Origin of the sequence: Kitasatospora sp. NPDC086801 (assembly GCF_044745805.1) — a bacterium.
In the GTDB taxonomy this organism is placed as follows: Bacteria; Actinomycetota; Actinomycetes; order Streptomycetales; family Streptomycetaceae; genus Kitasatospora.
Window position 1 is genome coordinate 139,686 of record NZ_JBIVAX010000012.1, and the last position, 12,987, is coordinate 152,672.

The following is a 12,987-nucleotide window of genomic DNA, read 5'->3' on the forward strand; positions in this document are numbered from 1 at the left end:
CGCCCCAGCTGTATCGGCATGCGCAAGACCACTGCCCGGCGGGGCGGCGGGTGCCGTCCGGGCCTCAGGACAGCAGGGTGACGACGTTGCGGGTGATGGCGCGCACCTGCGGGTCGAGGGGCAGGAGGCGGGCCCAGTCGGTGGCGGCGGCGGTGAACACCGTGCCGCCCCTGGTGTACAGGCCGAAGGTCGCGGCCCGGCCCGGGTCCGGGTCCTCGCGGGCGGCGAACTGCCAGCCGGCGGCCGGGTCCGCGGGCAGGTCGGCGACCCCCAGGATGGTGAAGCCGGCGGGCGTGCCGTCCGCTCCGGTCGCCACCGCCCGGTGGGCGGCGTCGCGGCGGTGGGCGGCGCCGTCGCACTCGTAGCCCACCAGGGCGTGTCCGGCACCGAGGACGTCGCCGTCGCGCAGTCCGGTGCCCGCGAAGACCCGGTGGTCGGCGTGCTGGACGGTGAAGCCCAGCGGGGCCCGGCGACCCGCCCAGTGGCCGCCGCCGTTGCGGTAGCTGACGCCCGTCAGCGCGTTCTCCGGCTCCGACTCCCACCAGTGGCCGGGGGAACCGCGCAGTCGGTCGACGTCGACGTCCCGGACGCCGGGCGGGTACTTGGCGCAGCGCAGGGCGGCGCCGTCGCCGCTCACCGTGACCCGCCACCAGCAGGTGTTGGCCCCGAACAGCGCGAAGTTGCCGCCCCGGTCGCGGAAGGCGGTGACGTTGCGGCGGACGTCCTCGCTCCAGTACTCGTCGTGGCCGACGGAGATCAACAGCCGGTAGCCGTCGGTGAGTCGGGGCGACTCGTGCAGGTCGAGGTCGGTGCAGTAGTCGGCCGTGAAGCCGGCGGCCTCGAACCAGGCGATGAACGGGGCGTCCCAGTGCGCGAAGGTCTGCCGGGGGGTGCGCGGGTCATGGGCGTCCGGGCTGCCCTTGACCGGGCCGCCGATGCCGCCGCCCGGGCGGCGCAGGCTGACCGTCCTGGTGCCGGCGCGCAGCGCGGCCTCGTCGTGGTGGAGGGAGCCGTACAGGCATCCGCCGCCGCTCCGGTTGTAGGCGTGGTAGGTGAAGACCGGCACCTTGTAGAGGATGCGGGACGTCCGGGCGGGCTCCCGCGGCCGCACCACGAACAGGATCCGGGAGCGGCGCGCGTCCAGGGCCTCGGCGCCGGGCGGCGCCGGGTCCGCGAGCGCGGTCGTCGCGGGGCTCAGCACGGCGATGTACACCCCGGAGGGCCAGTTCGCGGGAACGGTGACGTCGTGGCCGGGCCAGCGCCAGTCCTCGTCGTGCCGCCCGGGCGGTGCGTACCGCCCCGGCCCCTGGACGGAGCCCAGGTGGCGGATGCGGGCGCCGCAACGGAAGAAGTCGGCCCGGAACCGGGCCGCGCGGGTCGACACGTGCAGCCGCAGGGTGTCCCCGGCCCGCACGCTCGGCCGGGCCGGGTATCCGTCGACGGCCGGTCCGGCGGCGGACGCGGCCTCGCGCTGTGCTTGGGGCATGCGGTTCTCCAACCGGGGAGGGTGGGATCTTCTTGACTGATCGTCAGGGTCCGTTCACTGTCTGGCGGTTCGGCGAGGATTCACCCCGCGGCCCCGGGAGGCCCGCGAGCACCCGGTCGGCCCGGCGCCGCCAGGTGTACCGGTCCAGGAGCTGCCGCCGGGCCTCGTCGCCGAGGGCGCGACGCAGGGCCCCGTCGGCGACCAGTCCGGCCAGGGCCTCGGCCCAGGCGTCCGGCTCGTCCGGCGGGCGCAGCAGGCAGTTGACGCCGTCCTGGAGAACTTCGCGCAGGACGGGGAGGTCGGAGGCGATGATCGGGCGGCCGTGGGACATGTACTCGAACAGTTTCATCGGGGAGGCCCAGCGCCCGGTCTCGCCGAGCCTGCCCCAGGTGTAGACCTTCCGCTGGTACGGGGCGAGGACGACATCGAAGGAGGGGTAGTAGGAGGGGAGTTCGGCCGGCGGGCGGTGCCCGTGGAAGAACACGTTGGGCAGTCCGCAGGATCCCTCCCAGCGGGCCCGGTCCTCGGCGGCGCCGCCGATCAGGTGGAAGTCCAGACCGGGGAGCCGGTCGGCGAGTTCGAGGATCAGGTCGATCCCGCGTCCGTCGTAGAGGTGGCCGACGTAGCCGATCCGCGGCACGTCCGGGCGGCCCGGCAGCATCGGTGCGGCCGCGGTCGGCGGGGCGGGCGGGTCGGCGCAGTCGGGGGCGACGAGGATCGGCAGCGGCCCCAGGTCGGCGTGGGCCTCCTGGAAGTCGCGGGCGAGCGCGTGGGTGATCGCGACGACCCGTGCGAGCCGCTGGTGGCCGAGGAGCCGGTGCTCCGTCCCGGGCGGGGACACGTCCCGGCGGATCTGGTGCACCTCGTAGACGAAGGGCGCGAGGTCCGCCGCGGCGGCGAGGCCGTACGGGTCGCGCCCGTAGACGAGGTCGGGAGCGGTCTCACCGACCAGCAGGCCCCGGACCCGTTCGGCGCGCCGCCAGTAGCCGGCCGGGGAGTCCTCGGGGATGGGCACGGCGCGGATGGGGAAGCGGTGACGGACGCCGTAGTAGGCGTACGCGTCGTCGGCCGGGTACGAGCCGGGGGCGGTGTAGAGGGTGACGTCGTGCCCGGCGGCGGTGAACGCGTCGCACATCCGCATCACGTGGACGCCGTTGGCGAAGAACGAAGGGATGGTGCCGCCGTGCAGGTAGGCGATGCGCACTCCGGTCTACTCCTCGATCAATGGGGGCACCGGCGACCGGTGCGGGGCGGCGTCGGGCCGGCGGGGCGGGGCGGGCTCCGGTGGGCCCGGCGGCTTCTCCTCCCGGTCGGCCGCGGGCGGCCCGGCGTCCGGGAAGAGGGTCAGGCCGCTGCTCCGCTCGACGACCGAGATGGCCTCCATCGGGCAGGTGAACGCCGCGTCCAGCACCCGTTCGTCGGGGGCGATCTCACCGGCGGTCGGCCGTGATCGCCGGGTGTCGTCGATCGTGAAGCGCCCGGGCGCGGTGCTCGTGCACACCCCCGAACCGATGCACCGACGGCCGTCGACCTCGATCCGCCAGTCGCCTCTCATGGGCTCCCCCTCCGTCCTGCGTCACCGCTCCGTCGCCGGGAGGCGAAGGGCCGTGTCCGCCCGAGCACGCGCGACGCCATGGGGCGGGCGCACCCGACGCTTTCGCCCCGACCGACGCCCCCACCCCCTTCGAACCCACCCGCCACAATTCGCCGTGCACGAATCGACGAGCATTCAACCGACCACCAGAGGTGCGCGATTGGCTGCCGGTGCCCCGGTGGAACGGGGGGTCGCCGACCTCAAATTACCTACCCTTCCGGCCGAGCGGAAGGCCGCGTCATCCGGCCGTCTTCGCCCGTTTCCGGCCCGACCGACCTGGCCGGAACAGGGCGGAAGGCGCCACCGCCGATGGTCGCCGCCGAGGCCGATCCACCACCGTCCGGATGATTCACCCCGGGCCGATCACCGCAGGGTGAAATCCGCGAAAACCGCAGCCGGTCGAGTACGCCGGCCTTTCTCCGAAAGGACCGCGCCGGCCCGGAATTCCCCTCCGATCGCCATGCGAAATCCCGTTCCCACAGTTCGGGTGGCAAGCCCGGATTCCGGACTCCTCCACGTAGGCCGGTACACCCACCGTGTCCGGCCGCTCACCCTTGGCGGCGCCGAGCCCCGTCCCGGACGATGACACCGCCGGTGACTCCTGCCGAGAACGGTGGGGCCGGTGAGGTGAAGGGAGTCCTCGATGAACGAGGAGATCGAGCAGGTCATGGAAGAAGACCTCCCCGAACTCGCGCTGATGGTCGACGTCCCCTCGCGCGACTAGGGCCTAGGGACCTGCGCGCCGTGCGGCGGGCCTTCGCGGCCTGCCGCACGTCCTTCGTCCGGGAGCAGGGACCAGTCCAGGAGCAGGGACCAGGAGCGGGGAGGGGAGAGCATGGACGTCGAACCGGACGCCCACGAGGCCGTCGACGACCGGGCGCGGCTGCTGGAACGGCTGCGCGCGGTGCTCGACCGGGCGGAGCTGCCGTCACCACCGGGCGACGGCCTGCGTCATCCGGCGGCCGTCGAGACCGTCCACACCGTGCAACGGGCACTGCGGTCCGGTCCGCTGTCCCCCGAGCTGCGGCGGACGCTGGCGGCCCGGCTCGACCACCTGCCGCCGCCCGTCTTCGGCCCGGCCGAACCGCAGGACCACCTGAGCCGCAGTGTGGCCCGCGCGCTGCGGTCCATCCCGGCCCGCGCGGGCGCGGACGGCACGCCGGTCACCGCCGACGTCGTCCGGTGGCGCGGGTCCGAACGGGAGGCGCTGGCGCAGTCCCTCGGCCTGCTGGCGCGGGTCTGGCCCGAGGCCGCAGCCGAGGTGCGGGAGTCGGTCGCCGAGGTCGCGCTGCTGACGGGCGACGCCATCGACGGGTACACCGACTTCACCGTGCACGGCGCCGTCCTCGTCCACCGCGCGCGACTGACGGCGAGCGCCGCCGGGCTGCCCGGCCCGGTGCGGTTCGCCGAGGCGCTGGTGCACGAGGGCGCGCACACCAGGTGCAACGCCGCCGCCCTCGCGGAACCGTTCCTGCTGCCCGACCGGCCCGCCGGCCCGGACACCCCGGGCCGGCGCACCGAACTGCTGGTCGCCACTCCGCTGCGGGCCGACCCCCGGCCGCTGACCGGACTCTTCCAGCAGACCGTGGTCCTGGCGCGCAGCGTGCTGCTGTACCGGCGCTTCACCGGTCCGGGCCCGGCCGTCGACGCCCGGCACCAGGACCTGCTGGCCTCCGCGCACCAGGCCGTGACCACCCTGACCGCCCACACCGACACCCTCACCCCACACGGCCGACGGTTGCTCGCGCAGTGCGCCGCCGTCCTCGGGGGGCCCGCGTGACGGCGTGGACGCCCCAGGTGTTCACCCCCTACCCCGACCAACCGGAGCTGCTGTTCGCCCGGGTCGCCGCCCGGTCGCCCGCGTTCGAGGGCACGAGCGCCGCCGACGGCGCGCCGGTGCTGGTGGGCAGCGCCGCCGGGCACGACCGGGACCAGGTCGCCACCGGAGCCCGCGGAGAACTCCTGGAACGCCTCGGAAACGTGCTGGCCGGGCGCGAGGCCGAGACGGCCGCTGAGGTCGTCACCACCCACCGGGAGCTGCGCCGGCAGGGCGTACCCGCGCTGGCCCCGCCGGTGCGGCCCGACGCCCGCCGGCTGTGGGTGCGCGGTCGCACCGTCCGGGGCGCGGAGGTGCTCGTCCCGGCGGGCTCGGCCTTCCTCCAGCACCGCCCCCCGGCCGGTTGCGACGCCACGCCCGCCGCCGGCTCCACCGGCATCGCCGCGCACCCCGACCCCGCCGCGGCGGCGCGGCACGCGGCCTGGGAGGTGCTCGAACGCGACCTGGTGCGCCGCAGCTGGTACGGGCTCGCCGACCGGCCGCCGAGCCTGCTCCCGGCCGTCCCGCCACCGCCGCTGGCCGCGTTCCTGCGGGCCGGTGAGCTGGTGGCGACCGCGTTCACCGTTCCCGCCCCCGCCGGAACCGCCTGCGCCGTCGTGTGCCTGCACCGGGCCGACGGCACCGGCCAGGCGTTCGGGGCCCGCTGCGGGCCGGCGGACACGATCGGGGCCCTGGTCGAGAAGGCGGCCTACGAGGCGGTGATGGTGCGCTGGAGCATGCGGACGCAGGTCGCGCGCCGCACCTGGGAGCGGTGGCACGGCGCCACTCCCCCCGCCACCGCCGTCCAGCACGCGCTCTGGACGTTCCACCGCCAGGACAGCCTGCGCCTGTGGGGTGTGCGGCCGCCCCCGGCCGGTCGGCCCGGCAGCGCCGGGCGCACCGACCCGCTGCACGTCCCCGCCGGGCACACCGACCCGCTGCACGTCCTCGCCGAGCACACCGGCCAGGACGTGGTCCTCGTCGAGACCACCGCGAAACCCGCCCGCGACGCCGGGGTCCGGGTGGTACGCGTGATCGCCCCCGGCGCCCTCCCGCTGCCCTCCGGTCCCGACACCGGCCGCCCGCACCCCTTCGGTTAGGAGCCCCGTGCACCCCGCCCCTTCGGACCCCTCCCCCGTGAACCCCGGCCTCCTGAACCCCGACCTCCTGAACCCCGACCCCTCGCCCCCTCGGCCCGACTACGCCACCGAGTTCGCCGACACCTACGACCGCTGGTTCGCGAAGCCCGGCGTGAGCCCGGCGACCGTCAACGCCCTCGCCGCCCTCGCCGGGGCCGGCCCCGTCCTCGAACTCGGCATCGGGACGGGCCGGTTGGCCCTGCCGCTGAAGGCGCGCGGGATCGACGTGCACGGCATCGACGGCTCCGAGGCGATGGTCCGCCGCCTGCAGGCCAAACCCGGGGGCGCCGACATCCCGGTGACCATCGGGGACTTCGCCGAGGTCCCGGTCACCGGCAGCTTCACCCTGGTCTACCTCGGCGGCGGCACCTTCTTCGAACTGCCCGACCAGGCCGCCCAGGCACGCTGCTTCGCCAACGCGGCCGCGCACCTCGCCCCCGGCGGCCTGCTCGTCCTCGACGCCCACGTCCCCGAAGCCCTCGCGGCGGCCACCGGCCCCGAGGTCGTCGCGGAGGGCGACGACCACCTGGCGCTGTGCTACCGCCGGCTCGACCCGTCCACCCAGCGCTACCGCTCGCACTACGTGATCCACGAGGACGGCCGCACCCGGCACCTGCACGTCGCCTTCCGCTACGCGGGCCACGGCGAACTCGACCTGATGGCGGACCAGGCCGGCCTGCGGCTCAAGGAACGCTGGGGCACATGGGCCGGCGCCCCCTTCACCCGCGACAGCGCCTACCACGTCTCCGTCTACGAACGCCCCTGACCACCACCGATGGAGAGCAGCGTGAGCCGGACCGAACACATCGAGCCCTTCCCCTTCCCGCACCGGGACGGGCTCGAACCGCTCCCCGAATTCGCCCGGCTGCGCCGCGAGGAACCCGTCGTCCGGGTCCGGCTGCCCAGCGGCGACACCGCGTGGCTGGTGACCAGGCACGCCGACGTCCGCCGCGTCCTGGCCGACCCCTCCTTCAGCCGCGCCCGCGCGACCCGGGGAACGGGCCCCCGGATCAACCGCACGACCACGCTGCCCGACTCGATCCTGGCCGCCGACCCGCCCGACCACTCCCGGCTGCGCCGGCTGGTCGCGCCCGCGCTCAACGCCCGCCGGGCGGAGGCGATGCGACGCGGCATCGCCGTCCTGACCGACGACCTGCTGACGGCCCTGGCGCCGCGCCCGTGCCCCGCCGACCTCGTCGCGCACTTCACCCGGCCGCTGCCCCTGACCGTCATCTGCGACCTGCTGGGGACACCCCGCGTGGACGGCGACCGGCTCGACGCCTGGGACGACGCGATGCGCAGCGTCACCGCCCTGACGGACGCCGAGGTGATGACGGCCGTGGACGAGATGACCGGCTACCTCACCGGACTCGTCGCCGCCAAACGGGCCCACCCCGGCGACGACCTGCTGAGTGCCCTCATCGCGGCCCGCGACGACGGCGACCGGCTGAGCGAGGGCGAACTGATCTCGTTCTGCATCGTCCTGCTCACCGGCGGCTACGGCACCACCGCGGACCGTCTCGCCGGCCTGGTCCACCTGCTGCTGGAACAGCCCGCGCGCTACGAACTGCTGTGCCGCGAGCCCGCGTTGATCCCCGGCGCGGTCGAGGAGCTGCTGCGGTACGCGCAGGCCACCGTGGGCGCCAACCTGCGGGTGAGCACCGAGGACGTGGTGCTGGGCGGGGTGACGGTCAAGGAGGGCGAGGCGGTGATCGCGCTCACCTCCTCGGCCAACCACGACGAACGCGTCCACCACCGGCCCGACCTGCTCGACCTCACCCGGGACACCCCGTCACACCTGGCCTTCGGACACGGCGCCCACTTCTGCGTCGGCGCGCAACTCGCCCGGGTCCAGCTCCAGGAGGCCCTGTCCGGCCTCGTCGCCCGCTTCCCGACCCTCCATGCGGCCGACGCTCCCGACTGGAAGCGCGGCCAGGTCACCCGGGCCCCGCGCACCCTGCCCGTGGGGTGGTGACACCCGCACCCCGAGCCGGCTCGCCCCCCCCGGAGGTCACGGTCGCGGGGGCACGGCCCGAGGGAGGTCACGGCCGTGACCGGGCACCCGGCCACCGCCCCCGGTCACGGCTGCGCGCGCTCCGGTGCGCGTTGCAGGCGGAACGCGTCCGCGAGGACCGCCTGCGCCAACACCCGGGCCGGCCCGCGCGCCGTGGTGCGTCCCGTGGTGAGGGCGAACTCGGTGGTGCCGAGGTTGGGCAGGCCCGGCTGGTCGGGCAGCATCCGCAGGCCCGACGGGATCAGGCTCCGGGCGTGCGGCACCACCCCGAGGCCGGCCAGCGCGGCGGCCCGGACCCCGGAGAGGCTGGTGCTGGTGCAGGCGATCCGCCACGGCCGCCCGTCGCGTTCGCAGACCTCCAGGGCGCGGACCCGGGTGAAGCTGGGCGGCGGGTAGACGATCAGCGGCAGCGGCTCCGCCGGGTCCGTCCGGAAGTCCTCCGCCCCGATCCAGACCAGCTTGTCCTGCCACACCAGCTGCCCCTGCGAGCCGCCGGGCGGGCGCTTGCCGAGCACCAGGTCGAGCCGTCCGTCGGTCAGTTGCTCGTAGAGCACGGCGCTGAGGCCGACGGTGAGTTCGAGGTCGACCTGGGGGTTGCTCCGCCGGAAGCTCCGCAGGATCTGCGGCAGCTCGGTGTGGGCGAAGTCCTCCGAGGCGCCGAACCGCACCCGCCCGCGCACCTGCGTCTGCGCGAAGTAGCCGAGCGCCTGCTCGTGCGCCTCCAGGATCGTCCGGGCGAAGCCGAGCATGGCCTCACCCTCGCTGGTGAGCTGCACGGAGTGGGTGTCGCGCAGGAAGAGCCGCCGGTCGGCGGCCGTCTCCAGCCGCCGCACGTGCTGGCTGACCGTCGACTGCCGCAGCCCCAGCCGCTGGGCGGCCCGGGTGAAGCCGCCGGTCTGGGCCACCGCGAGAAAGGACCTCAACTGCACCGGATCGAACATCCGGCCACCCTATCCGCTGATATCACGAACCATGATGACAGTGAGTTCAGCCAGCGGGATTCACAATCACCCCGGCGGACGGCAGGCTGAGGTCGTCCCACCCGCCCCGCCCACCGCGGAGAACCATGCCCCGCCCCGACCGCCCACTCCACCCGCTCATACCCCGGCGCCCCGTCCGCCTCCGGATCGACCCGTTCATCGCCTCCCTGCTGGGCACCGTCGCACTGGCCGCCCTGCTCCCCGCCCGCGGCGCCGCCGCACCGGCCTTCTCGGACGCCGCCACCGGCGCGGTCGCCGTCCTGTTCTTCCTCTACGGCGCCCGGCTCTCCGCCCGCGAGGCCTGGGAGGGGCTCAAACAGTGGCGGCTGCACGGCACCGTGCTCGCGGTGACCTTCGGCCTCTTCCCGCTGCTCGGGGTGGCCGCCCACCTGCTGGTACCGGCGGTGCTGTCGCCGCAGCTCTACCAGGGCCTGCTGTTCCTGACCCTGCTGCCCTCCACCGTGCAGTCCTCGATCGCCTTCACCTCCATCGCCCGCGGCAACACGGCCGCGGCGGTCTGCAGTGCGACCTTCTCCAGCCTCTTCGGCATCGTCCTGACCCCGCTGCTCGCCGCCGTGCTCCTGCACACCAAGGGCGGCATCTCGCCGGGCACCGTGCTGGAGATCGCCGAGCAACTCCTCCTCCCCTTCGCCGCCGGCCAGGTGCTGCGCCGCCGGATCGCCGCCTGGATGGCCCGCCACCACGCCGTCCTCGGGCTGGTCGACCGCGGCTCGATCCTGCTGGTCGTCTACAGCGCCTTCAGCGCCGCCGTGGTGGGCGGGGTGTGGGGTGCGCTCTCGCTGCCCCGGCTGGCGGCGCTGCTGGGGGCGGAGTCGGCGCTGCTGGCGCTGGTCCTGACCGCCACGCTGCTGGTCGGCCGCCGGCTCGGGTTCGACCGGGGCGACCTGATCGCGATCGTCTTCTGCGGCTCCAAGAAGAGCCTGGCCAGCGGCGTCCCGATGGCCACCGTCCTGTTCCCGGGCGCGGCGGCCGGGCTGATGGTGCTGCCGCTGATGCTCTTCCACCAGCTGCAACTGATGGTCTGCGCCGTCCTGGCCCGCCGCTGGGGCGCGCAGGCCGAGAACGCCGGGGCCACGGCACAGCCGTCGGCCGCGCCGGCCCTCGACCACGTGGCCTGACGGACGCCGCGCGCCCTCAGAGGCCGACGACGTCGACGGCCTGCGGGCCCTCAGGGCCGCCCTGCTCGACCTGGTACTCGACCCGCTGGCCCTCCTCCAGGGTGCGGTAGCCGAGCCCGACGATGGACGAGTAGTGGACGAAGAGGTCCGGGCCGGGGACGTCCGGCACGATGAAGCCGTACCCCTTCTCGGCGTTGAACCACTTCACGGTGCCGAGGTTGACCAGGGCCCGGCACCCCTCCGTCGACCGGCCAGCCGCCACCTTCCCGGTGTCCGCCCGCCCGGTGTCCGCCCACGCCGGAGGGCCGGACCGCAGTACTGGAGCATTCGAAGCGTATCGGCGGGATCCCCGGGATGGCGACGGCCGGAATTCCTCGCGCCGTGCCACCGTCACCCTTCGGCCCGCCCCGCTCCGAGTGCGAGGGTCTCACCCCCGGTCCGACGAAAGAAAGGGAATCCACGTGTCCGTACGCCGAAGCGCCGTGACCGTGTCCGCCGTTCTCGCCGCCCTGTGCACCGCCGTGACACCGGTCGCCGACGCCGCCCCGACGGCCGCCGCGGAAATCCTGAGCTGCACCGTGAACGCCGCCGTCAACTTCAGCCCGCCGCTCTCGGCCGGCCCGGAGGCCACCACCGTGGCGATCGGCGGGACGGTGAGCGGCTGCCTCGACTCCCAGGGCGGCCCGACGGCCGTCACGGGCGGCACCGTCACCGCGACGCTCAAGTTCGGCACGCTCAGCTGCAACCCGCTGACGCCGCCGGCCATGGCGCCGGGTTCCACCGCGACCTTCACCTGGAACCTGAAGGACGGCACGCAGGCGAGCAGCACCATCACCGACATCGCCGTCGTCGAGGTCGACGGGGCCGGGACCCTCACCGGCACCGTCACCGGCTCCTCCACCCGCCTGGCGGGGGAGAACCTGACCACCGTCCTCAACATCGACAGCGACCAGCCGATCCTGGACAACTGCGTCGACGTCCTGCTCGGAGTCGGCCAGCCCATCGCCCAGTCGACGCTGACCGCCGACGCCGCCTTCAGCTGACACCAGGCCGACCTGTCGTCCCTCCGTCCCTCCGTCCCTCCGTCCCTCCGTCCCGCTGACCTGTCGTCCCTCCGACGCGCGCAGGGCCACCCCGCAAGTGGCGGGCCCTGCGCGCGTCGGCGCAACCACCGTACGTTGGCGTCGAGTTGTCGCCATGCCTCCCGTCGTCCAACCACCGCCCCGGGTCAGCCCGCAGGGTCGGTGAGCCGGTAGACCGTGAGGCCGGCGGCGCTCGCGACGGGGCGGTAGCCGGCGACGGGGAGGGAGCGGAGGGCTTCGGCCTCGTCGCGGGCGGGGAGGAGTCCGTCCCCCGGGCGGTCGGCTGCCACCACCCAGTCGGGCCTCGCGCCGGGGCCGCCCGGGTAGCGGGGGAAGAGGTAGACCCGGGTGCGGCCGGTGAGTTGGGCCGCGAGACCGTTGGGGGCGGCCACTTCGGCGCCGTCCGGGATCCGGCGCAGCAACGCGCTCACGGCGTCGACGGTCGCGTCACGCTGCCAGGTGGCGGGCCGGGCCAGTTCCGCGAGGGGTTGGGCGGGCAGGGCGGCCGCCGTCACGGCGAGTCCGACGGCCACGGAGCCGCGGACCGTCCACCGTCGCAGGCCGTGCCGCGCGCGGAGCCGGAACCGGAGCCGGGTCAGGGCGTCGGCGAAGGCGATGAAGACGATCGGCATCAGGACGGCGCCGTAGTGGAAGCCCGTCCCCCAGTAGACGGGGTTGGTGGACCAGAACCGCCAGCCCAGGGTGGGGAGCGCGAGCAGGATCAGCGGGGAGCGCAGCGCCAGGAACGCGGTGGGGGCCAGCAGCACGGCGACGGTCCCCCACTTCTGGGCGGGCAGGAACAGCCTGCCCACGGGATCGCCGGACGGACCGTCCACGTTGGAGAGGTAGGTGTAGACGCCGTCGGGGTTGAGGGCCGGGATGACGACCAGCACCACCAGCGCCACGGTGGCGACGGCGAGCGCGACGACGCCCGTGCCCAGCCGGCGACGGCCGTGCCAGAACAGGTAACAGCCGACGACGGCGACCGTCGCCGCCAGGTCCTCCTTGACCAGCAGCAGCGGCAGGGCGAAGCCGACCGCCGACCGCCACTGCCGGAGCATCAGCCGTTCCAGCGAGAACGCCAACAGCGGCACGGCGAAGGCGATTTCGTGGAAGTCGAAGGCGACGGCCTGTTGCAGGCCGACCGACAGACCGTACGCCACCCCGATGCCCGCGCCCGCCCACCGGCCGGCCGCCCGCACCGCGGCCCTGGTCACGGGGACGGCGGACACCGCGAACAGCACGGCCTGGGCGACGAGCAGCGTGAGCGGGGAGGGTAAGAGCCGGTAGAGCGGTGCGAGGGTGGCCAGGATCGGGTGGAAGTGGTCCCCGAGCAGGTGGAAGCCCGGCCCCTTCAGCTCGGAGACCGGCGCGCGGCCCTCGGCGTAGCCGCGCACGGCCTGCTCGAAGATGCCCAGGTCGAAGGCGTTCGTCCGCAGATGCAGGTGGCGGGAGACGGACAGCGCGGTGTAGGCGGCGAACAGCACGGCGGCGAGCGCCCAGGGCAGGAGGGCCGTCCTCGCGCCCGGGGCGGCGGACCGCCGCCGTTCGGGCACGGGCCGGGTCCCGACCGTGGCGCGGGTCGCGCGGATCAGACTCAGGGGCAACGGGAGGACTCACCTTGCGACGGGGCGGACGTGGAGCGACCCCCGAAGCCTCCGTCCAACCCGCTGAAGATCCGCTGAAGGAACCTGAGAACACCTTCAGGAACGGTGATGCTCCTGCGCCGTGCCCGTC

General features: G+C 74.7%; 12 protein-coding genes. 6 read left to right on the forward strand and 6 right to left on the reverse strand.

Annotation, left to right across the window (positions count from 1 at the left end; genetic code table 11):
• Positions 1–64: 64 nt before the first annotated feature.
• The 3 genes from ACIPLC_RS16600 to ACIPLC_RS16610 are packed head-to-tail and all read right to left on the reverse strand — an operon-like array spanning position 65 to position 3,041.
• The gene (locus ACIPLC_RS16600) at positions 65–1,486 is read right to left on the reverse strand and encodes a N,N-dimethylformamidase beta subunit family domain-containing protein (RefSeq protein ID WP_400473685.1); all 1,422 of its coding nucleotides are present in this window, start codon (positions 1,484–1,486) and stop codon (positions 65–67) included.
• Positions 1,487–1,529: 43 nt separating this feature from the next.
• Positions 1,530–2,690, reverse strand: a complete 1,161-nt coding sequence (locus ACIPLC_RS16605) for a glycosyltransferase family 4 protein (protein WP_400473686.1) — start codon at positions 2,688–2,690, stop codon at positions 1,530–1,532.
• 6 nt (positions 2,691–2,696) lie between these two features.
• Entirely contained in the window at positions 2,697–3,041 is a 345-nt protein-coding gene (locus ACIPLC_RS16610; protein WP_400473687.1) for a ferredoxin, read from the reverse strand.
• A gap of 874 nt (positions 3,042–3,915) precedes the next feature.
• Between ACIPLC_RS16610 and ACIPLC_RS16615 the strand changes: the two genes are divergently transcribed.
• Genes ACIPLC_RS16615 through ACIPLC_RS16630 form a run of 4 tightly spaced genes read left to right on the forward strand, consistent with a single transcriptional unit; the run spans position 3,916 to position 8,010 of the window.
• The gene (locus ACIPLC_RS16615) at positions 3,916–4,860 is read left to right on the forward strand and encodes an aKG-HExxH-type peptide beta-hydroxylase (RefSeq protein ID WP_400473688.1); all 945 of its coding nucleotides are present in this window, start codon (positions 3,916–3,918) and stop codon (positions 4,858–4,860) included.
• Entirely contained in the window at positions 4,857–5,996 is a 1,140-nt protein-coding gene (locus tag ACIPLC_RS16620; protein ID WP_400473689.1) for a YcaO-like family protein, read from the forward strand. Before ACIPLC_RS16615 ends, ACIPLC_RS16620 begins: the two co-directional genes overlap by 4 nt.
• Positions 5,997–6,033: 37 nt before the next feature.
• A complete protein-coding gene (locus ACIPLC_RS16625) occupies positions 6,034–6,801 on the forward strand; it encodes a class I SAM-dependent DNA methyltransferase (protein ID WP_400473690.1) in 768 nt (255 codons plus the stop codon).
• A gap of 21 nt (positions 6,802–6,822) precedes the next feature.
• Positions 6,823–8,010 (forward strand): cytochrome P450, encoded by a 1,188-nt coding sequence (locus ACIPLC_RS16630; protein WP_400473691.1) that lies wholly within the window; start codon positions 6,823–6,825, stop codon positions 8,008–8,010.
• 104 nt (positions 8,011–8,114) lie between these two features.
• On the opposite strand, the gene ACIPLC_RS16635 is transcribed toward ACIPLC_RS16630, so the two are convergent.
• Positions 8,115–8,990: a LysR substrate-binding domain-containing protein gene (locus ACIPLC_RS16635; RefSeq protein WP_400473692.1), complete on the reverse strand. Its 876-nt coding sequence runs from the start codon at positions 8,988–8,990 to the stop codon at positions 8,115–8,117.
• Positions 8,991–9,115: 125 nt separating this feature from the next.
• Between ACIPLC_RS16635 and ACIPLC_RS16640 the strand changes: the two genes are divergently transcribed.
• Positions 9,116–10,168, forward strand: a complete 1,053-nt coding sequence (locus ACIPLC_RS16640; protein WP_400473693.1) for a bile acid:sodium symporter family protein — start codon at positions 9,116–9,118, stop codon at positions 10,166–10,168.
• A 16-nt stretch (positions 10,169–10,184) separates the two neighbouring features.
• Here ACIPLC_RS16640 and ACIPLC_RS16645 read toward each other — a convergent pair whose 3' ends face one another.
• Positions 10,185–10,376, reverse strand: coding sequence for a cold-shock protein (locus ACIPLC_RS16645; RefSeq protein WP_400473694.1), 192 nt, complete (start codon positions 10,374–10,376; stop codon positions 10,185–10,187).
• A gap of 253 nt (positions 10,377–10,629) precedes the next feature.
• Between ACIPLC_RS16645 and ACIPLC_RS16650 the strand changes: the two genes are divergently transcribed.
• The gene (locus ACIPLC_RS16650) at positions 10,630–11,211 is read left to right on the forward strand and encodes a hypothetical protein (RefSeq protein WP_400473695.1); all 582 of its coding nucleotides are present in this window, start codon (positions 10,630–10,632) and stop codon (positions 11,209–11,211) included.
• 185 nt (positions 11,212–11,396) lie between these two features.
• Here ACIPLC_RS16650 and ACIPLC_RS16655 read toward each other — a convergent pair whose 3' ends face one another.
• Positions 11,397–12,857, reverse strand: a complete 1,461-nt coding sequence (locus ACIPLC_RS16655) for a DUF2079 domain-containing protein (protein ID WP_400473696.1) — start codon at positions 12,855–12,857, stop codon at positions 11,397–11,399.
• Positions 12,858–12,987 lie beyond the last annotated feature (130 nt).